Origin of the sequence: Mycobacterium ulcerans subsp. shinshuense (genome assembly GCF_002355775.1) — a bacterium.
Taxonomy (GTDB): Bacteria; Actinomycetota; Actinomycetes; order Mycobacteriales; family Mycobacteriaceae; genus Mycobacterium; species Mycobacterium marinum.
Genome location: NZ_AP017624.1, coordinates 5,318,718 through 5,338,688, shown reverse-complemented (window position 1 = coordinate 5,338,688; position 19,971 = coordinate 5,318,718). Strand labels below are relative to the sequence as shown.

The 19,971-nt window shown below is 66.6% G+C and carries 14 protein-coding genes and 2 pseudogenes; 6 read left to right on the top strand and 10 right to left on the bottom strand.

Annotation, left to right across the window (positions count from 1 at the left end):
- Positions 1-428: 428 nt before the first annotated feature.
- The 3 genes from SHTP_RS23755 to SHTP_RS29390 all read left to right on the top strand — a co-directional run bounded on the left by SHTP_RS23755 (position 429) and on the right by SHTP_RS29390 (position 6,958).
- Entirely contained in the window at positions 429-2,183 is a 1,755-nt protein-coding gene (locus SHTP_RS23755) for a fatty acyl-AMP ligase (protein WP_096372636.1), read from the top strand.
- Positions 2,184-2,294: 111 nt separating this feature from the next.
- Positions 2,295-6,170, top strand: a complete 3,876-nt coding sequence (locus SHTP_RS23750) for a thioester reductase domain-containing protein (protein ID WP_231991209.1) — start codon at positions 2,295-2,297, stop codon at positions 6,168-6,170.
- Positions 6,143-6,958, top strand: coding sequence for a hypothetical protein (locus SHTP_RS29390; RefSeq protein ID WP_231991671.1), 816 nt, complete (start codon positions 6,143-6,145; stop codon positions 6,956-6,958). The genes SHTP_RS23750 and SHTP_RS29390 overlap by 28 nt, the downstream gene beginning before the upstream one ends.
- Before the next feature lie 77 nt (positions 6,959-7,035).
- Here the strand turns inward: SHTP_RS29390 and SHTP_RS23745 are convergent, their stop codons facing one another.
- On the bottom strand, positions 7,036-7,656 hold the full coding sequence (locus SHTP_RS23745; protein WP_096371969.1) for a TetR/AcrR family transcriptional regulator: 621 nt from the start codon (positions 7,654-7,656) through the stop codon (positions 7,036-7,038).
- Complete coding sequence (locus tag SHTP_RS27690; RefSeq protein ID WP_157756522.1) at positions 7,653-7,811, bottom strand: hypothetical protein; 159 nt, start codon at positions 7,809-7,811, stop codon at positions 7,653-7,655. Before SHTP_RS27690 ends, SHTP_RS23745 begins: the two co-directional genes overlap by 4 nt.
- A gap of 161 nt (positions 7,812-7,972) precedes the next feature.
- Between SHTP_RS27690 and SHTP_RS23740 the strand changes: the two genes are divergently transcribed.
- Positions 7,973-8,782, top strand: a complete 810-nt coding sequence (locus tag SHTP_RS23740) for a crotonase/enoyl-CoA hydratase family protein (RefSeq protein WP_408582106.1) — start codon at positions 7,973-7,975, stop codon at positions 8,780-8,782.
- 64 nt (positions 8,783-8,846) lie between these two features.
- Here SHTP_RS23740 and SHTP_RS23735 read toward each other — a convergent pair whose 3' ends face one another.
- Positions 8,847-10,313 (bottom strand): aldehyde dehydrogenase, encoded by a 1,467-nt coding sequence (locus SHTP_RS23735; RefSeq protein ID WP_096371968.1) that lies wholly within the window; start codon positions 10,311-10,313, stop codon positions 8,847-8,849.
- A 44-nt stretch (positions 10,314-10,357) separates the two neighbouring features.
- A complete protein-coding gene (locus SHTP_RS23730) occupies positions 10,358-11,125 on the bottom strand; it encodes a class I SAM-dependent methyltransferase (RefSeq protein WP_096371967.1) in 768 nt (255 codons plus the stop codon).
- 55 nt (positions 11,126-11,180) lie between these two features.
- On the opposite strand from SHTP_RS23730, the gene SHTP_RS23725 reads away from it, so the two are divergent.
- Positions 11,181-12,344, top strand: a complete 1,164-nt coding sequence (locus SHTP_RS23725) for a glycosyltransferase family 4 protein (RefSeq protein ID WP_096371966.1) — start codon at positions 11,181-11,183, stop codon at positions 12,342-12,344.
- Positions 12,345-12,353: 9 nt separating this feature from the next.
- On the opposite strand, the gene SHTP_RS23720 is transcribed toward SHTP_RS23725, so the two are convergent.
- Positions 12,354-14,153, bottom strand: coding sequence for an MmpA family trehalose lipid delivery protein (locus SHTP_RS23720; protein ID WP_096371965.1), 1,800 nt, complete (start codon positions 14,151-14,153; stop codon positions 12,354-12,356).
- A gap of 10 nt (positions 14,154-14,163) precedes the next feature.
- Positions 14,164-15,444, bottom strand: a complete 1,281-nt coding sequence (gene pgfA / locus SHTP_RS23715; RefSeq protein WP_172900598.1) for a cell envelope lipid trafficking protein PgfA — start codon at positions 15,442-15,444, stop codon at positions 14,164-14,166.
- A gap of 101 nt (positions 15,445-15,545) precedes the next feature.
- Here pgfA and SHTP_RS23710 point away from each other — a divergent pair, with 101 nt between their 5' ends.
- Positions 15,546-16,790, top strand: coding sequence for an acyltransferase family protein (locus tag SHTP_RS23710; protein ID WP_420866632.1), 1,245 nt, complete (start codon positions 15,546-15,548; stop codon positions 16,788-16,790).
- A gap of 269 nt (positions 16,791-17,059) precedes the next feature.
- On the opposite strand, the pseudogene SHTP_RS30555 reads toward SHTP_RS23710, so the two are convergent.
- The 4 genes and pseudogenes from SHTP_RS30555 to SHTP_RS29355 form a co-directional block, all read right to left on the bottom strand.
- Positions 17,060-18,907, bottom strand: a pseudogene (locus SHTP_RS30555) (PE family protein); the annotation flags it as partial.
- 102 nt (positions 18,908-19,009) lie between these two features.
- Positions 19,010-19,249, bottom strand: a complete 240-nt coding sequence (locus tag SHTP_RS28100) for a hypothetical protein (protein WP_020727865.1) — start codon at positions 19,247-19,249, stop codon at positions 19,010-19,012.
- A gap of 79 nt (positions 19,250-19,328) precedes the next feature.
- Positions 19,329-19,469 (bottom strand): annotated as a pseudogene (locus tag SHTP_RS29360) (hypothetical protein); the annotation flags it as partial.
- The gene (locus tag SHTP_RS29355; RefSeq protein WP_083866393.1) at positions 19,470-19,763 is read right to left on the bottom strand and encodes a hypothetical protein; all 294 of its coding nucleotides are present in this window, start codon (positions 19,761-19,763) and stop codon (positions 19,470-19,472) included.
- Positions 19,764-19,971: the final 208 nt, after the last annotated feature.

Below are 19,971 nucleotides of genomic sequence, written 5' to 3'. Positions count from 1 at the left end.
TGGAAACCCAGCCGGCCGGTTCCACCGTTGCCTCCGTAGGCGGCGATGGCCGCAAAGGCGCCCAATTCGGCGTTCCCACCGAACCCACCGTCGTCGCCAACCCCACTGTTGCAGCCACTCACCGTTGTCGCCGCCCCGCCATTGCCGGGGTCTTGGCTGTCCGCGCCGTCGTTAGTGCCCCAGCCCGCCGGCCTACCGGCGCGAGAGTGGTTGTGTTCGAACTGATCTAACGCCAAGGGCGGTGAAACCCCGGCGGCGCCAGTTAAGAATTCATTGAGCAGCAATTGTTTTCATGGTCAAGATGGCGTTGTCGTTGGGTTGGTGCAAAGTATCGAACCTGATGCTGAGCAAGGGGGGTGGGCCGCGGCTGCTCGCGGTTCGGGGCTTCGTCCAAGCCATCGATCAAGCAGGAAGGTCAGGGAGACACTGTGAACGAATCGATTCCAGGGGGACGAGTGGCGCACCTTCCTCCTCCCCACCCGAATCTCGTTGAGCGACTGGCATGGCGCGCGCGCGATCAGCCTGACGAGCTGGCGATGGTCGAGCTGCGAGGCATGCGTGGCGAGACGGACAAGGCTACCTACGCGCGGCTGGACGCTCGCGCCCGGGCAATCGCGTTTCAGCTGAAAAGGCTTGGTAATCAAGGTGATCGCGTGCTACTCGTGATGGGCAACTGTCTCGACTATGTCGTCGGCTTCCTGGCATGTGCTTATGCTCGCCGTGTTGCGGTGAATCTGCCCGTGCCGCGCCGTGCCAAACACCTGGATAGGCTCGCCCACGTCGTGGCCGACTGTGGGGCGGAAGTCTTGCTCACGAGCGGGCCCGAGGCGAAAGAGTTGACGGCAAGCGTGGCTGCCGATTTGCGCCTGGACTTCCTGACGGTACTGCGCCTCGACTGGCTGTTGGCCATCCCTGATGAAGACTGGCAACCCGTCGCACCGGCATCCAAAGACGTATGCCTACTGCAGTACACCTCCGGCTCCACAAGCGCACCGCGCGGGGTGGTCGTCACCCACGACAACCTCATGTTCAACTGTGCCCAAATACAATACGGCTTCGGCCTTACCGCGGAAGACCGTGCGCTGAGCTGGCTTCCGCTGTATCACGACATGGGCCTGATCCTCGGAGTGCTCACGCCCATCTTCGCGGGCTTCCCGGTTGTGCTCGCCGATCCGCTCAGCTTCGTCAAGCGTCCCGACCTCTGGCTCCGTGCGATCTCCGACTACCGCATCACCTTCACCGGTGGCCCCAACTTCGCCTACGACCTCTGCGCAGACGCCGCCTCGTACGCCGATCTCAGCGGCATCGATCTCTCCTGTTGGAATGTCGCCCTCAACGGCGCAGAACCCATCCGCGCTACCACTCTGGAACGCTTCAATGCGGCCCTTGCCCCCTTGGGCTGGGCTCCAACCTGCATGCAGCCCTCGTACGGCCTCGCCGAGAACACCCTGGCGGTCTCTACCAAGATTCCTGCGACTGAGCCAACCGTTGTGGAGATCTATGTCGCGGCTCTGCGGCAGTCACAGGTGTGTGCACCTCGCGGTGACTCCCCGTCGCGGCGGCTGGTGAGCAGCTGGCGCATCTTGGCGGGGACGATGGTGAAGATCGTCGACCCCGAGACCGGACACCCGGTGGGCCCGGACCGGGTGGGCGAGATCTGGTTAACCGGCAGGAGCGTCGCGAAGGGCTACTGGGGCAGGGGCATTCAGACGGAGGAGGTCTTTGCGGCGCGCCTACCCGGTGATCCTGCCCGCTATCTGCGTACGGGAGATCTCGGCTTCTGCCGCGACGATGAACTATTTGTTGTCGGTCGTTTGAAAGACCTCGTCATCGTCCATGGCGCCAACCATTACCCGCAGGACCTAGAAGAGACCGCAGAGGGCGCCCATCCGGCTGTGCGCTTACACTTCGTGGCCGTGTTCGCCGAGGAGCGAGAGGACCGTGAGGCCCTCATTGTCGTTGCCGAGATCCGCCGGGAGGCAGAACGGGGCCTGGACCCGCGCGACGTAGGGCAACGCATCGCGCGCGCCATCACCCGAGAGCACGAGGTATCGGTCGACGCGGTATTTCTCGCGCGATGCGGCGAGGTTCCCAAGACCACCAGCGGCAAGATCCAGCGGTCCTTGTGCCGAGAGCTGCTGCCCCAGGGTGGCCTCGCTTTGCACGGCGCGTTGGAGAAATGAGACAGGCCGATTGGGCCTGAGGCGTTGAGCTCCGGTGCCCACGGCGGGTAGCCGAGTGGCTCGAAGAGATTAAGCACCCGAAGTCAAACCCACCCACTCCTAAGGAGCGCGATGTTCAAGGAAGATGTCGATTTCGTGGCCAGCGGTGGAAACACGACGACCGTGCGCAGTCTGGAGACGTTCCGCGACTGGCTTCGGCATGAGATAGCCATGAGCAGCGACGCCGGCTTCACCGGTGTCGATTTTTCACGCTCGCTAGCCGACTTGGGGTTCAGTTCGGTTCATACCGTACGTCTGGCCGGCGCACTGGAAAAGCTACTGGAAATCGACATCGAGCCAACCCTGCTCGCCGAATTCGAGAGCATCGATGCCATGTGCGTCACTCTCTTCCGCATGCGCGAGGGAATGCGTAACCGCGACTCCAACGCGCCCTACGTGCAAACGGTGCGCGTCGCCGCCTCATTCACCGCTGAGCTGATCGAGCCGACCGTGTGCAACCTGCTCGGTCGCTTGGGCATGCCGGCGAACGTCCAATTCGCCGGGTACAACCAGGTGTTCCAGGCCTTGCTCAACCCCGAGGGTGTATTCGCAGGCGAGGGCGGCATAAATGTCGTGCTCATGCGCGTGGAGGACCTCTTTCGGCACCACAACACGCCTCCCGGCCGGGAGGAACTCGAGCGTGCCGTCGCGGAGCTTTGCGACGCACTGCTCGGCCATGCTGACCGAAGTGGTGCGCCGACTCTGGTCGCTCTGGCGCCGCACTCCCCCCACTCGGTACGCGCACTCGGTCTGGCAGAGCTGCTGGAGGATTTGGACCAACGCATCATCGCCGCTGCTGGCTCCCACCCCAGTCTCTTCCCCGTGGACCTGCGCCGAGTTTACGAGGACTGGCCGGTTGTGCGCATCTGGGATGAGGCCCGTGACAGCCTTGGTCACCTGCCCTTCACTCAGGGGTGTTTCAGTGCCATCGGGGCCTGTATCGCCCGGCGCATCGCTGCCGTGCTCAGCGAACCGGCAAAGGTGATCGTGCTGGACTGTGGCAACACCTTGTGGGGCGGCGTGGTGGGGGAAGACGGTCCGGAGGGCATCACGCTCTCCGAGCATTTTCTGGTCCTCCAGCGTTTCATGGTCGCCCAAGCAGAGGCAGGAAAGCTGCTATGCATTGTCAGCAAGAACAACGATGCCGATGTATTGGCCGCCTTCGCCGCTCACCCTGACATGCCGCTCGGCTTGGAACACATCTGTCTTCGTCGGATCAACTGGCTACCCAAATCAGAGAACATGCGCTTGCTCGCTGACGAACTCGGACTGGGGCTGGACACATTTATCTTCATTGACGACAGTGCCATGGAAGTCGTCGAGGTCAGCGAGGCGTTGCCGCAGGTGCTCGCCATCGAGCTGCCGCAGCCCGAGTGCTTCGAGTCATTCCTCAACCATCATTGGGCCTTCGACGCGGCGCGTACCACCGAAGAGGATCGGAGTCGCACCGCGATGATGCGCCAGAGCGTCCAGCGCGCCGAGATCGAGGCGAGTGCGCCCACCATCGATGATTTTCTTTCCCGGCTGGATCTCGAGATCGACCTCGCACCCCTCTCGCTGGAAGACGAGCTTGCGCGCGCCGCGCAGCTCACTCACCGCACCAACCAGTTCAACGCCCGCAAACGATCGATGTCCGAGGCGGAGCTGCGTGCGTTCTGTCGCGAGCCGGGCCGGCGCACGTGGCGCGCTCGCGTCAGTGATCGCTTCGGCGACTATGGATTCGTCGGTCTGGTATCCGCGGTGTCGCGTGACAGCGCCCTAGTTTGCGATCTTTTCCTGATGAGTTGTCGCGTACTGGGCCGTCGGGTGGAGCAGGCGCTGGTGCGCAGGCTGGCAGTGGATGCCAGCGAGGCCGGTTGCGACCAGCTTTTGCTGGAGCTGGAGACCAGTGCGCGCAACGTTCCCGTTCGCAGCTTCTACGACAGCCTTGCCGGCGTCAGTGTGCCCGCGGGGGTCGGCGACGTACAGAAGATAATTCTCGAGGTGGCCGATATCGAGGCTCACCTGCTCGCTTCCACCCGGGTGATCTTGCGGGAGGAGACCGACCCGGCGCGGGATGAGTCCGCGCCCGTGCCGTCCCGGTCTGGCGCCCGGACCCGGGCCGCCGGTGGTTACGCTGAAATTGCCCGCATTGGCTCGAACGTCGATGCCCTGATGACCGCCTTGGCGGTGACCGCCCACGCGCGTCGTCCGGCGCTTGCCACGCCCTACGTCACACCCCGTGATAGCCAGGAGAAGGCGATCGCTCGCATCTGGTGCGATGTGCTGGGCATCGACCGGGTGGGAGTGAACGACAACTTCTACGAACTCGGCGGCGACTCCCTGCGCGCCGCCGAGGCCTTTGCCCGTATGTGGGACATGGGTGTAGAAGAGTCAATCTCGCTGCAGACCATCATCGAGCCCACTGTTGCCGTGCTGGCCCAGGCGATAAGGGACGTGGAGGCCGGCCGCGCCCCGCAGCTGCTTGCTGATTCCTTCTCGCTCAAGGAAGAAGGCCATCTTGCCGCTGACATTTGTCGGCCGGGCTATGACCCCAGTACCTACGACCGGCCCATGCACCACATTCTGCTGACCGGCGGTACTGGCTACCTGGGCGCATATCTCATCCGCGAGCTGTTGATCCAAACCGAGGCTCGAATCTCTTGTTTGGTGCGTGCGTCAACCCCCGAGGAGGGGCGGCAGCGCATTCTGAACAACCTTTGCCGGCACGGGCTCTGGGATGTCACCTTCGAATCGAGGGTTGACGTCGTGTTGGGCGACCTGACCGCGCCCTGGCTGGGGCTGGACGGCCTGGCGCCGTTCCAAGTGCTTGCTCGCTCCATCGACACCATCATGCATTCCGCGGCATGGGTCAACTTCGTCTATCCCTACCAGCATCTCAAGGCCACCAATGTGGAGTCCACGGAGACGATCCTGCGATTGGCAGTGTCCAGCGAGGCCCCCATCCAGGTGTACTTTGTTTCAACCCTTGGCGTGATCATGTCGACCGGCTACGGTCGACACTCCGTTGTGCAGGACCGGGAGGCGATCACCCACTGCGACGACCTGCTAAACGGCTACGAGCAGACCAAATACGTCAGCGATGTGATGATGTGGCAAGCATTCGCCGAACGAGGTATACCCGGTGCCATCTACCGGCCGGGCATGGTGTCTGGACTATCCGACGGTACCTACCACAAGCTCGACGAATTCCTGCCCCAGTTCCTCAAGGGATGCATCCAGCTCGACGCCTGGCCGCTGCTGGACACCACCTGGGAGATGGCGCCCGTGGACTTCACTTCCAAGGCCATCGTGCACATCGCAAAACGCCCGCAGAACCTCAATCAGGCTTATTTTGTGGTGCATCCGCGCTTCAGGCAGGTTTCGGACTACATCGATTGGCACCGCGAGGTGGGCTACGACATTCGTGGATTGCCGTGGGATGTCTGGAAGAGGGAGTTGCTCGGCCTTGGTACTGAGGGGCTGCGGAAAAACGCGCTCGTCCCCTTCGTGGACTTCATCCGCGCGCTCTCCGAGGAGCAGGTATTCTTTCCGCCCACCGGCCGCGCGTTGTTTGATTCCGCCACAGCGGATCTGGACTTCGACGTGCCCGATCAACTGGAGCTGTTGGCCCGCTACACGCGCCATTTTGTGGCATGCGACTACTATGACCAACTGCCCAGCAACCCGCGTGCCGGCCTATCCGACGAGCCTGCGTTGGTGCTGCACCCCCGGGAGAATCCGGGCAGGCTTTGGATGATCGCCTGCGCTTCGATGGCGTCCAGCTGGATTTCGTCGAGACCTATTACGTCCTCTTCAACGATCCGGTGCGGGGCCTCAGCTTTATGGCGCGCTACGTGCTGCACAACGGCTTTCTGGAGTCCGACAAACTCGCGGAGGTGTGGTCTACGTTCCGCGACCGCCAGCGCCCGGGTACGGAGTTGGCCATCCGCCAGCGTTATCCACTAGGTCATGCCCGGCTCGAGAACTCGGCGAAAGTACGTCTTGAGATCGGTCCTTCGGGCTATGGCGAAGAGAAGGTATGGGGCAGCGTGGATTCCGCGGACGGGGTGATCGAGTGGGATCTCGAATTGGACCGGAGCGAGGCGATCTCCTTAGATCGCCTACCCGAAGCCTCGGCCTACGACTTGCTTCCACACTTCCAGTCGAACGGGGCAAGACAGCACCTTCGCGGTGTTGTCACGGTTTGTGGCCAGACATACGAGATCGGCCGCACGGTGGCGAGCGACGGGCACTATTGGAACACCAAGAATCTGCGCGAGTCCGCCTGGGTGCATGGCGCCAACTTCGAGGGTGATCCTGACTTCCTCATCGAAGGCTTCGGCGCCCGCTTCAACGATTGGTCTCAGACCTCGCTATGGCTGACCTTCAGCTACAAGGGCGAGTGCATCGAGAGCAACCTGATCGATGCTTTTCATCACAACCGCGAGTTGGATTCAGCCACGGACTCTTGGGACTTCGTTGCCGAGCGTGGCGACCTCCGCTTCGTGGTGCGTGTCAAAGCGGACCCGGCGCGCATGCTGCTGTCGGTCCGCCCGTTGCCCGGTGACGAATACGTTTACACCCATTTCACCGACGAGGCGGACGTGACGATCGACATCGAACAGCGCTCCGGCCGCGGCTGGTGGAAGAATGACCAGCGCATCGCCCGGGGCACAGCGGTTTTCGAGTCAACGCGAAAGGTGCGTAACCCGGGCGCCACGCGGGAGTTCCGCATCGTGAGGGGGAGGTGCTGAAGGGCACACTGCCGCGGAGACGATCGAGACGTTTCTGACCGATCGCGACCGCGGACCAGTGGCTACCGCTGCGGTTTCTACTCGCTATCCAGTCTGCTTTGTGCGACGAATCCCCTTGCTTTTACCAAGAATTCGAGCTGCTCGCCGACCTGGCGTAGCGGTTCGACGCTACGCGTGGACCGGCACAGCATGATGGCGCCTTCCAACGCGGCGATGGAGGTCACCGCCAGCGATGCTGCGGTCGATTCGTCGAATCCGTCGGCAACAAAGGCCCGGCCCAATGCGGCGCACCAGCTGTCGAGGATGGTGCCGGCTTCCGCCGCTAGCTCGACTTCATCGTCGGCGGGGCCGAGGGCGGCTGCCACCACGGGGCAGCCGGCGGCAAAGCCCCCGTCGGTAAGCAGGTGCTCCCACAGCCTGACGAATTCGCGCAGCAGGGCCCGGGCGCCCTTGTTGGCGGCCTTGTCGATCACCGCGGTGATGGAATCGCCGGCATAACGCAGCGCTTCGATCAGGATCTGATTTCGGCCGTCGGGAAAGTGGTAGTAGACCGAACCGCGGGGGGCGCCGCTGCGGGCGAGCACCGAATCAATGGTGACCCCGGCCGCGCCCCGCTCGCGCATCACCTGAGCGGCGCTGATCAACATCTTCTCGCGGGTGCCGCCACGCTTCGGCGTCGATGTGCTGGGCGGTGTCATGCGGCGGGGGAATGTCCGTGCGAGTGGCGCAGTACCGGCCAATGCAGGTGGCGGGGGCGCAACCGGGCTTGCTTGCGGGGCAGATCGGGCATCTCGTGGGTGAAGCGATAGCCGGCAACGTTGAGCTCGATGATCCACATGGTATCTCCCGGCATCTGCGTTATCCCATGCGCCGGGGCCGCCGGCCCATGATTATGCAAAGCAGCATATAAGCGTGGGCGGATATAGGGCAACCCCTGCAACCAACTCGTAATGTCCCGACAATTGGACGGTATGAACTATTGGATATGACATATTTCTGCGGTTCACTGTGCAGATGACTACGACGGAAACTTCCCTGCCCAAACTGGCAACCGTGTCCCTCGAGCGGGATGGCCACGTCCTGCTGATCGGCCTGAATCGGCCGCAGAAACGCAATTCGTTCGACCGGGCAATGTTTGCTGACCTGTCGCGCGCCTACGCGCTGCTGGAAACCGACGACTCGGTGCGGGCCGGCGTCCTGTTCGCCCATGGTGACCACTTCACCGGCGGCCTGGATCTGGTTGACGTTGCGCCCAGCATCGCGGCCGGGCAGTCCCCGTTCCCCGCGGATGGTCGCGACCCGTGGCGGCTGGACGGCCCGTGGCGCACACCGCTGATCGCTGTCGCACACGGCTGGTGCATGACGTTGGGCATCGAATTGCTGCTGGCCTCCGACATTCGCATCGCGGCGGCCGGAACCCGATTCAGTCAACTCGAAGTACAGCGCGGGATCTACCCGTTCGGAGGCGCGACGATCCGGCTGACCCGTGACGCCGGGTGGGGTAACGCGATGCGCTGGTTGCTCACCGGCGACGAGTTCGATGCCGCCGAAGCGCATCGCATCGGGCTGGTCCAAGAGGTGGCCGACGATGCGGCGACGGCTCTGACCCGGGCTCGGGAGATCGCGCAGACCATCGCCGACCGTGCCGCACCGTTGGGCGTGCGAGCCACCCTCGCGTCGGTGCATCTGGCTCGCCGGGAAGGTGAGGCCGCGGCGATCGAGCGCCTGGTCCCCGATATTCGGGCGCTATTCACCAGCGCAGATGCCGCCGAGGGAGTGCAGTCTTTCATCGAACGCCGACAGGCCCGATTCACCGGCCGCTAAGCCCAGGCTCCTGATTCCAAAGGGCGGCGAATTGCGGTGGTATTCGGCCTCCTACCGAAGTGGGCTAGCTTTCGAGCGTGTAACCCATCGGCATCAGCACGCTCTTCTGCTGGGTGAAGTGCTCGACGCCCTCGGGCCCGTTTTCGCGACCGATGCCGGAATTCTTGTAGCCGCCGAATGGGCAGCACGGATCAAAGGCGTACCAGTTGATCGCATACGTGCCGGTGCGGATCTTCTCCGAGATCTCGATGCCCTTGGGCACGTTGGAGGTCCATACGCTGCCGGCCAGACCGTACACCGAGTCGTTGGCGATCTTGATCGCATCCTCCTCGGTGTCATAGGGGATCACCACCAGCACCGGCCCGAAGATCTCCTCTTGCGCGATCGTCATCTTGTTGTCGACGTCGGCGAAGACGGTGGGCTGCACGAAGAATCCGTTGTCCAGACCCTCCGGGCGGCCGCCGCCGGAAACCAGCCGGGCGCCTTCCTCGATGCCCTTGGCGATGTAGCCCTCGACCCTGGCCCGCTGCTTCTCCGAGATCAGCGACCCGATTTGGGCGGCTGGGTCCGACGGCGGCCCGACCGGTAGTGCTTGTACGAAGGCGCTTACCGCCTCCACGATCTCCTCGTAGCGGGACCGGGGGGCCAGGATGCGGGTCTGGCCCACGCAGGCCTGCCCGGTGTTCATGATCCCGGAGAAGACCATCATCGGGACCGCGGTGCTCAGATCGACATCCTCGAGCAGGATGGCCGCCGATTTTCCGCCGAGTTCCAAGGTGCACGGCTTGAGCATCTCCGCGGCCCGTCGCCCGATCTCTTTGCCGACGGCCGAGCTGCCGGTGAAGGTGAACAGGTCCACCCCGGGGTCGGAGGTCAGGGCTTGCCCGGTCTCAACCCCGCCTGGCACCACCGACAGCACGCCCTCGGGCAGGCCCGCCTCGGCGAACACCTCCGCCAACGCATTTGCGGTCAGCGGTGTTTCGGCAGCGGGTTTGAGCACCACCGTGCAGCCCGCCAGCAGCGCCGGACCCAGCTTGTTGATCGCCAGGAACAGGGGCACGTTCCAGGCCACGATCGCGCCCACCACACCGATCGGCTCCCGGTGGACGATGGTCTGCCCGTAGGACCCGTTGCGGATCTCTTTCCACCTGACCTGGTCCACGGCGGGGCCGGCGAAGAAGTTCAGCGCCCCGATCGAGCCCATCCAGTGCATCGTTTCGACGGTCATCGGCGGTTGGCCGGTCTCGTCGGCGAGCAGCTTGGCGAAATGGTCTTTGCGCTCCTCGAGCAGCTTGAGGGCATTGGCGATGACGGTCGCGCGTTCCTTTGGCGGCGTGGATGGCCACGGACCGTTGTCGAATGCCGCGCGCGCGGCGGCAACCGCAGCGTCGACGTCGGCGGCGGCCGCCAACGGCACCTTGCCCACGTACTCGCCGGTGGCCGGACAGTGCACCTCGATCACGTCCGAGGTCGACGGCTCCGTCCACCTGCCGCCGATGAAGAGTTTGTCGTATTCGGTCTTCTCGCCCATGGCGCCACCCTACCCAAGCGAAAGCAAAACAAGAACACGTTCCATTACCGGGGCGACAGCACCAGGACCAGATTGCTCACCAGGAACTCGCGAAGCATTGGCACCGAAGTCATCCACCAGGCCCATCGGGGGTGGTAGCGGGGAAATGCGGCGATCAGGGTTCCCGTGCCCTCCGCCCATCGCAGGCCCTCGGCGGCTGACACCGCGAACAACGACGACCCGTAGTTATTCTTTGCCGGATGGCCGTGCCTGCGGGCATACCGTGCGGCGGCTCGCGCGCCGCCCAGGTAGTGGCTCAGGCCCATCTCGTGCCCGCCGAACGGGCCCAGCCAGACGGTGTAGGAAAGCACGGCAAGCCCACCCGGCCTGGTCACCCGCAACATCTCGGCCCCCAGTTGCCAGGGGCGCGGCACATGCTCGGCGACATTGGAAGACAGGCAGATGTCCACCGAGTCGTCGGCGAGCGGTAGGGCCATGCCCGAGGCGCGGACAAACGAACCGGGCCCACCCGCGTGCGCGGGCCCGGCCGCATGCATTTCGTTGGGGTCCGGTTCGACGCCGATGTACCCGACGCCAGCGGCCGCGAACGCGGACGCGAAGTATCCGGGACCCCCGCCGACGTCGAGCAGCGTGCGGCCGGCCACCGATTCACCGCGGGCGGCCAGCCACAAGTCGCTCACCAACGTCGCGGTGTCGGCTGCGAGTGCTCCGTAGAAGCGCGCCGGGTCGGGTTGCTCGTAGCGGAATTCGGACAGCAACCGCAGCGACCGGGACAGCGTTGCCCGCCGCGCAAACCTGTAGGTGACGGCCATCGGCACACCCTACGGCTGGCGTTGGGGACGCTCGCGCGGGCTAGGCTAGCCACTGATGTCTGATCTGCGCTCCGTGCTGCTGCTGTGTTGGCGCGACACCGGACACCCACAGGGGGGCGGTAGCGAAACATATCTGCAGCGCATCGGCGCGCAACTGGCGGCCTCGGGGATCGAGGTCACCTTGCGCACCGCCCGTTACCCGGGTGCTCCGCGATGGGAGCTGGTCGACGGGGTGCGGGTCAACCGCGCGGGTGGCCGCTACTCGGTATACGTGTGGGCGCTGTTGGCGATGGTCGCGGCGCGAATGGGTCTGGGTCCGCTGCGACGGGTGCGGCCCGCGGCGGTCATCGACACCCAGAACGGGCTCCCTTTCCTGGCCCGTCTGGTGTACGGCCGGCGGGTGGTGGTGCTGGTGCACCACTGTCATCGCGAGCAGTGGCCGGTGGCGGGTCCGATGCTCGGGCGGTTGGGCTGGTTCGTGGAGTCGAAGTTGTCGCCATGGCTGAACCGGCGCAACCAGTACGTGACGGTGTCGCTGCCCTCGGCCCGCGATCTCGTCGCGCTCGGTGTCGACAACGAGCGAATTGCCGTGGTCCGCAACGGCCTCGACGAGGCGCCCGGGCAAACCCTGTCCGGACCGCGGGCGGCGACGCCGCGGGTGGTGGTGTTGTCCCGGCTGGTGCCGCACAAGCAGATTGAGGACGCGCTGGAGGCTGTCGCGCAGCTGCGGCGACGCACGCCGGGCAGCCCGAATCTGCACATCGACGTCGTCGGCGGCGGCTGGTGGCGACAACGGCTGATCGATCATGTGCACCGGCTCGGCATTTCCGACGCGGTGACTTTCCACGGTCACGTCGACGACGTGACCAAACACCACGTGCTGCAGAGTTCATGGGTGCAGCTGCTGCCGTCGCGCAAGGAAGGCTGGGGGCTGGCGGTGGTCGAGGCGGCCCAACACGGGGTGCCCACCATCGGGTATCGATCCTCGGGTGGTCTATCCGATTCGATCATCGACGGAGTGACCGGCATCCTGGTCGACAGCCACGCCGAACTGGTGGATCAGCTCGAACGACTGCTGGCCGATCCGGTGCTGCGCGATCAGCTCGGCGCCAAGGCTCAGGTGCGCAGTGCCGAGTTCTCCTGGCAGGAAAGTGTCGACGGGATGCGTAGCGTCCTGGAAGCCGTACCGGCCGGTCGGTTCGTCAGCGGCGTTGTGTAGCCCCGAGACTTAATCCGCTGCGAGATCCGTCGGCGATTCCTCGCGACCGCTTAAGTGTCGGCGGACCCGGCCGGCGGCCATCCCGGCGCCACCCGCGAGCAACATCGACAACCACGCCCAATGCGCGAGCATCATTGCCCGACGACCCCCGGCCGGGACACCCGTGGACCGGCCATCGATCCGGTACAGGGCCAGCTCATCGTCGCGGTAGGTCGGCGTCAGGCGGTCCAGTGTGCGTCCGGCTTCGCCCACCTCGCCGCCGCCGTGCACTTCGACGACGAGCCAGCCCACCCCGGCCTGGGCCAGGGCCTCCGGATCAGCCCCGGCGAGCAGCAACTTTTGGACCGTTCGGGCGCGCACGCCATCGCCGGGCACCAGCACCCCGGAGATGACCAGATCGCCGCTGCTCAACACGTCCGGTCGAACCCAGCGGGGGAGCGGGTCGAGCACCGGCGCCCGACCGGACCAGGAGAATCGCCGCATGGTGCCGATGGGCAAGACCGCGACGGTCCCAGGCTGATGGTTGATCGCGGTCGCCACGGCGGTCCACCCCGGCGGGTAATGCACCGGCGCAACCCGGCCCAGCACGCCCCATGCCAGATCGGGCAGGGCCAGCACGAGCGCCAGGCAGCACGCCGACGCCGCCAGTGTCGATTTCAGGGGCGTTGCGGCCGTCTTGCAGCGTGACAGGGTCGACACCGCGGCCGCGGCGGATACGGCATAACCCGGCATCGCCAGCGCCACCCATTTCTGCCCGTCGCGGAGCACCCCCAACCCGGGTGCGGCATCGACCGCGGCAGCCAAGATGTGCAGGCCCGGGCCGGTTGCCAGGGCGGCGGGCACCAGCACCGACACCGCGGCCAGCACTAGCGGCGGCACCAGCGCCGGCCGTCGCGCCACGGTGGGGAGTCCGACCGCCACCACGACCAACAGGACCGCGGCGGAGGCCACCGCGAAAAGAGTGGTTCGCGAACCGGGCACGGCATCGCCGTTCCAGATTCCACCAAGACTGGCCAAGCTGAGGAGCGTGCCCAGACCCGGTTCGGCGCGCGGCGCGAACGCGGCAACGCCGAGTCCGTTGGCGGCCGTGTGGGTGGTCAGCGACGAACCGAAGGCCGACGCCGTCAGCCAAGGCAGGGCACCGACCAGCGCGGCCGCTAACGCGGCCGTTGCGCACAGCCACCGTGGTTTGCCGCCACCGGGAGCAGCTACACAGGTCAGGGCTACCGTCGCGGCCAGCAGCAACCCAGTTGGGGTGAGACCGGCGAGCGCGATCCAGAAGGCCAGCCCGAAGAATCCGGTCTGGCTTGCCTCCGGTGCGCGCAACCCCAGCATGGTGGCCGCGACCCAGGGCAGGCAGCCGTAGCCGAGCAGCAGGCTCCAATGGCCTTGCAGGAGGCGTTCGGCCACGTAGGGATTCCAGATCGCCAAGGTGATCGCGACGAACTGGCCTCCGGCGCCGGCCGCAAGCAGTGCCCGCGCTACCAGCACGGCCGCACCCCAGCCCGCCAGCCACAGCCCCAAGACCAGCAGTGCCTTGACCAGGATCCCGCCGTCTATCACCTGGGAGGCCAGCGCTATCGCGAAATCCTGCGGCGTCGCCCGCGGCGCAGCCATCAACCCCAGGGCGCTGTCTGAGAGATATGACCGCGGGGTGGATACCGCGTCGCGCAGCAGCAGATATCCGGGCCCCAGCACCGGCCCGACCACCAGCAGCGCCAGCACCAGCGCGTACCCCGGCCGCCACCAGCGCGCGCAGCGCGGCGAGGCCCAACCTGCGCCTTCTCCCCGGGCCATCTTGGCCCGCATCGTCGGCGGGCTAGGTCCGTTCCTCGGGACCAGAGGGCTCAGCCGAGCCCGACTCCGACGACGATTCGGCCGAATCGGGCGGAGTCTTGTCCGAGTCAGGACCGTCGTCCGACGAGTCTGGACGCTGCGCGGGCAGCTTCTCGGTCTCGGCTTCGGCTCCCGGCACCGGCTGCTCGAGTCCGACGCGCCGCAGGAAGTCGGTGTCGTCGCGGTCCAGGCTCGGATCCATCAGGATGCTTTCGGTCCGCAGGCTGAACGAGGTGAGCAGCCCGCCGCCGACCAGCGCGACCAAGCCGATTGCGGTGAACGTGATCGGCAGCACCCGCGACCACAGCGCCAGCCGGTCACGTTCGCCGCGGGCGGTGTTGACCTGGGTCTCGACCGTGTCTTCGTTGGAGGTGACCTTGTAGTTGGCCAGGGTTACCTCTGGCTTCATCGCCTCACGGGCGAAGTAGTGGTTGGCGTGCACGGTCTGCTTGACGATGGTGCCCGTGACCGGGTCCACCCAGAAGGTGCGCTGCGCCGCGTAGTAGCGGGTCATCGTGATCTCTTCGTCCGGCTCTCCCGGAACACCCCACATCGCGGCGGTCGTGGTGACCTTGCCGTCTTCGTCGCCGGCGTACAGCGACGGGTACTTGACCGGTGCGACCAGCTTGCCTTCGGAGTTGTAGCCGATGTTCTGGGTGAACCGGTAGGTGGTCAGGCCGTTGACGTCCTCTTCGCTGTCATAGTTGGCGTCGAACGGCTTCTGTGCGATCGGATCGAAGTAGGGGTAGGACTTCTTCTCGGTGTGGAACGGGAAGCGGTAGGACAAGCCCTCGTGCCGCAGCGGGATAGCGGTTGGCGGGCTTTCGTCGCCGAAGCCACGCGGTTTCTGGACCGTTCCCCCGGTGTGGGTGTCGTCGGAGATGGCCATCGCCGTGTGCCGGTTGAGGGTGACCGTGTCCACGATCGCCAGCAGCAGACCGGTGTCCTTCTGCTTGTCGGTACGCCGGACCGAGGTTCCGACCTGCAGGGTGACCACATCGGCATTGGCCGGTGACTCGACCGTGATCTGCTGTTGGGACACCAACGGCGCGTTCTGGTTGATGACGATGTGGTCGGTGGCCAGCGAGGCCGAGTCGAGCGCCGATCCCTTGCCTTCGCTGATCAGGGTGGCATCGATATCGAGCGGGATTTTGGTGATCTTGCTGCTGGTATAGGTCGACAGCAGCAGCGCGGCGATCAGGAGAGCGGACCCGAGTCCGATCGTTCCCAATGCGGCGATCCGCAACATGACTGCTCGGTTCACGTTGCTGTGACCTCCTTCTGGACCAAAGACTCGTTGGCCGCGACCTGTTCCCACCCGAATAAGCAGGCAGTCAAACCCGTTTGACCCTAACAGCAGAACGTATGGTCCCGGTGTGCGAACCTGCCCCAACTTTGCCGGTATACCCGATTCGGCCGCCAGTCGATGACGGGCAGACTGTGATGGTGACCGACGGCCAGCAGGTGGGGGGGACACGCAGCTTTCTGCCTCCCGTGGAGGGCATGCGTGCCTGCGCGGCAATGGGGGTGGTCGTCACCCATGTCGCCTTCCAGACCGGCCACTCCAGTGGAGTCGCCGGCCGGCTGTTCGGCCGCTTCGATCTGGCGGTGGCGGTGTTCTTCGCGCTGTCGGGGTTTCTGTTGTGGCGGGGGCACGCTGCGGCCGCTCGGGGCGGATCACCGCGTCCCCGCACGGGTCACTATCTGCGGTCGCGGGCGGTCCGGATCATGCCCGCCTACGTGGTCGCGGTGGTTGTGATCTTGTCCCTGCTGCCGGATTCGGACCACGCGAGTTTGACCGTGTGGCTGGCGAACTTGACCCTTACCCAGATCTACGTGCCATTGACGCTGACCGGGGGCCTCACCCAAATGTGGAGCCTGTCCGTCGAGGTCGGCTTCTACCTGGCGTTGCCGATGCTCGCGTTCCTGGCCCGCCGTGTGCCAGTCGGGGCCCGGGTGCCCGTCATCGCCGCCGCGGCCGCGCTCAGTCTGGCCTGGGCGTGGTTGCCGGTGGCCGCCGGTTCCGGGATGAACCCGCTGAACTGGCCGCCGGCCTTCTTCTCTTGGTTCGCCGCCGGCATGTTGCTGGCCGAGTGGGTGCACAGCCCGATCGGGCTGGTACACTGGTTGGCGCGCCACCGCGTGCTGATCGGTGTGGTGGCGATGCTGGCGTATCTGGTGGCGGCATCACCGCTGGCCGGTCCGGCCGGCCTGGTCCAGGGCTCGGCGACGCAATTCGCGGTGAAGACCGCGATGGGTGCCGTGGTGGCGTTCGCGCTGGTGGCGCCGTTGGTGCTGGACCGGCCCGGCACGCCCCACCGGCTACTGGGCAGCACCACCATGGTGACCCTGGGGCGCTGGTCCTACGGGCTGTTCATCTGGCATTTGGCCGCCCTGGACATGGTGTTCCCGGTGATCGGCACCTTTGCGTTCACCGGACGGATGCCGACGGTGCTGGTGCTGACGTTGATCTTTGGCTTCGCGATCGCCGCCGTCAGCTATGCGCTGGTGGAGTCACCCTGTCGAGAAGCATTGCGCCGCTGGGAGAAACGGACCGAGCACAGCGCCGGGCAGGACATCGACCGGGAAGCGGACGCGATTGCGCCCTGAGCGCCGCACAGCTACGGCGACCCGTTCATCCCGTCCAGTCCGAACAGGAAGCCACCCGTGCCCGCGGTGCCGCCGACACCAGCGGTAGCCCCGGTCCCGCCGTTGCCGCCGTTGCCGCCGTCGCCGATCAACAGGGCGCTGCCGCCATCGCCGCCCTTACCGCCGGTGCCGGAGAAGCTCTGGCCCCCGGCCCCGCCGGTGCCGCCGCTGCCGATCAGCCCCGCGTTACCGGCGGCTCCTCCCGCACCGGCGAGACTGGCAAGGGAATTTCCACCATCGCCGCCGTCGCCGCCGTTGCCGAGCAGCATCGCGCCGGCAGCTCCGGCCCCGCCCTTGCCGCCGACATTTCCGATTCCGCCGTGCCCGCCGGAACCCCCGTTTCCGCCGAGCAAGGCGGCGGCCCCGCCCTCCCCGCCGGCGCCCCGAAGGTGACGCCGGCGCCGGCGTTTCCGCCGTCCCCACCGGTGCCTCCGCTGCCGAACAGTGTGGCGGCCGCTCCTCCGGCCCCGCCTTTGCCTCCGACGTTGATGCCGTCTCCGCCGCCTCCGCCGGCCCCGCCGTTGCCGAACATCGCGCCCCCCTGTCCGCCGGCCCCGCCGGTCCCGCCGCTGTCGCCGCCGCTGCCGCCGACCCCGCCGACCCCGCCCGTGCCGAACAGGAGCGCGGAGGAGCCGCCGGTTCCCCCGGATCCGCCGGTGGCGGCGCCGGATCCGCCCGCTCCGCCGGCCCCGCCATTGCCGAACAGCGCGCCGGCGTCGCCACCGCTGCCGCCACCGCCCGCGGTGGTGCTGCCCGATCCACCGCCGCCGCCGGCCCCGCCATTGCCCAATAGCGTGCCGGCGCTCCCGCCGCTGCCGCCGGTCCCGCCGCCGCTGCCGCCGCTGCCGCCGTGTCCGCCCGCTCCGCCATCGCCGATCAGCCCGGCGACTCCGGCGCCGCCGGGCAGGAAGCCGCCGCTCCCGCCGCTCCCGCCGCTGCCGCCGCTGCCGGTTATGCCGTGCCCGCCGATACCGCCGTCGCCGCCCCCACCGAAGAACACGCCGCCGTTTCCGCCGTCCCCGCCCGCGCCCCCGCTGACTTGGCCGAGCCCGCCGGCTCCACCGTGCCCGCCGATGCCGGACAACGTGCCGCCGGCCCCGCCGGTGCCGCCGTGACCCCCGTTTCCGAACATGGCGCCTGGAGCGAGCCCGCCGTCTCCGCCGGATCCGCCGGTGCCGAACAGCAGGCCGCCGGCCCCGCCGGCCCCGCCGTCACCCGCGGTGAAGGCGTTGCTGCCGCCGCCGGCGCCGCCGGATCCGCCGGTGCCGAACAGCAAGCCACCGGCCCCACCGGTCCCGCCGGCGCCCCCACTGGTCATTAGGCCGCCGCCGAACCCGCCAGTGCCGCCGGATCCGCCGGTGCCGAACAGCAGGCCTCCCGCCCCGCCGGCTCCGCCCGAGCCGGCGCTGGTGCCTCCGATGCCGCCAGCCCCGCCATTGCCGTACAGCAGGCCTCCCGCCCCGCCGGCTCCGCCCGAGCCGGCGCTGGTGCCTCCGATGCCGCCAGCCCCGCCATTGCCGTACAGCAGGCCCCCCCGCCCCGCCGGAGCCGCCCGCGGCATTGTTCCCGCCGGCTCCACCAGCGCCGCCGTTGCCAACGAGTCCGGCGGCGCCGCCGGCCCCGCCGTTGCCGCCGGCCGCTCCGGAGCCACCCGCGCCGCCGTTGCCGTACAAGATGCCGCCGTCGCCCCCGTTTGCCCCGGATCCCGGGGCCGCATTGGCGCCGTTGCCGATCAGCGGGCGTCCCAGCAGCGCTTGGGTGGGCGCATTGATCGCGTCGAGCAGGATCTGTTGGACGCTGGTGGCCTCGGCGCCCGCATACGACGCCGCACCGGAGGTGACGGCGCGCACGAACTGGTCGTGAAGGGCCTCGACCTGCACGCTGAACGCCTGGTAGTCCCGCGCGTAGGCGCCGAAAAATGATGAGACGGCCGCCGAAACATCATCGGCGCCGGCGGCCAACGCCGCGGCAGTGGGGCCGGCCGCGGTGGCATTGGCCGTGCTGATCGTCGATCCGACACCGGCCAGGTTCGTGGCTGCCGCAGTCAGCTGTTCAGGGATGACGGAAACGAACGACATGAGCCAGTCCTCTCGTCAGCTCACCGGCCGCCGCCTGGTCAGTGGGTCGAGGAATCAGTCAGGAATACAGCGTATCGCGATCTGGTGGGCGCGATGGGCAGTTCATCCAACGTTGACGCGCTGGTAGTCGGGCATGTCGTCACCGCCGGCCGGACCTGGGGCCCGAACGCTGATACCCCCAGTGGAACGCGCCAACCGCTCCCGGCCCTGCCCGCCGCCGCGGCGGGTTGAAGCGGCTCCCCTGGTGAGGGAGGCAGCGGCAAGTTCAACGGCTTGTTGACTCCATTGAATGGCGGTGGTTTGCAGCTGTCGGACAGCGACCCGCAGCAGACCCGGCTCCATCCCCGGAAAGTGTGACGGCGGGCTCAGGGGCACCCATCGTAGGCCGAGCCATCGTGCAGCCGCGTAATCGGACCACCTGGCCCGGGCCGTGCGACGCTACTTCGTGGCGCATCTGCAAGAACACGTCTTCCCGCTGATCGGCGGTCTGAGTCCAGTAGCTAGTCGCTTCGATCAGATGCCCGGTGCTCCATGCCCGAACCTGGGACAGGGTCGGCACCACCTAGACCAACCTGGGTTGCACGGCAGCCATCTCGGCTGGTGAGGTCGTTTCGTTGGTGGCATACCGTGTCGCACCGCTCTCGACGGCAACGATTGTCTCTTGGGTGCGGGTTGTAAGCGCTGCTGCGGCGAGGCCAACAGCTGTGTGGGCACTGCTCACCGCGGCTGTGGTGGGCTGAAACGGCTGTCCTGGTGAAGGGGGTGTTAAGGCGGCCAGAGTGGCGCTTCGTTGACTCCATTCGCCAGCCGTGGCTTCTAGCTGAGGGACCTCGACCCGCAGCTGACCCGGTTGCATTCTTGGGGGTTTAACGGCGAGCTCATGGATAACAACTCACATCGCAAGCCAGATGGCCATCGCGCCACAATGGCTCAATCACGCGCGGTTCCGTGCTCTGCGGTCGCGCGGGAGTCTTGCTCGACGTGACGCTACTTAGATCAGCTATGGATGTCTCTTTTCTAGAGATTTGAGCTCGAATCTCGTCTCGATCCTGCCGACGTATCGC

What these genes read in the sequence shown, in the direction of transcription:
- SHTP_RS23750 (WP_231991209.1), top strand. Translation starts at nt 2,295, where the DNA reads ATGTTCAAGGAAGATGTCGATTTCGTGGCCAGCGGTGGAAACACGACG.
- SHTP_RS23745 (WP_096371969.1), bottom strand. Translation starts at nt 7,656, where the DNA reads ATGACACCGCCCAGCACATCGACGCCGAAGCGTGGCGGCACCCGCGAG.
- SHTP_RS27690 (WP_157756522.1), bottom strand. Translation starts at nt 7,811, where the DNA reads ATGCCGGGAGATACCATGTGGATCATCGAGCTCAACGTTGCCGGCTAT.
- SHTP_RS23740 (WP_408582106.1), top strand. Translation starts at nt 7,973, where the DNA reads ATGACTACGACGGAAACTTCCCTGCCCAAACTGGCAACCGTGTCCCTC.
- SHTP_RS23735 (WP_096371968.1), bottom strand. Translation starts at nt 10,313, where the DNA reads ATGGGCGAGAAGACCGAATACGACAAACTCTTCATCGGCGGCAGGTGG.
- SHTP_RS23730 (WP_096371967.1), bottom strand. Translation starts at nt 11,125, where the DNA reads ATGGCCGTCACCTACAGGTTTGCGCGGCGGGCAACGCTGTCCCGGTCG.
- SHTP_RS23725 (WP_096371966.1), top strand. Translation starts at nt 11,181, where the DNA reads ATGTCTGATCTGCGCTCCGTGCTGCTGCTGTGTTGGCGCGACACCGGA.
- SHTP_RS23720 (WP_096371965.1), bottom strand. Translation starts at nt 14,153, where the DNA reads ATGCGGGCCAAGATGGCCCGGGGAGAAGGCGCAGGTTGGGCCTCGCCG.
- SHTP_RS23710 (WP_420866632.1), top strand. Translation starts at nt 15,546, where the DNA reads ATGGTCCCGGTGTGCGAACCTGCCCCAACTTTGCCGGTATACCCGATT.
- SHTP_RS28100 (WP_020727865.1), bottom strand. Translation starts at nt 19,249, where the DNA reads ATGGAGCCGGGTCTGCTGCGGGTCGCTGTCCGACAGCTGCAAACCACC.
- SHTP_RS29355 (WP_083866393.1), bottom strand. Translation starts at nt 19,763, where the DNA reads ATGCAACCGGGTCAGCTGCGGGTCGAGGTCCCTCAGCTAGAAGCCACG.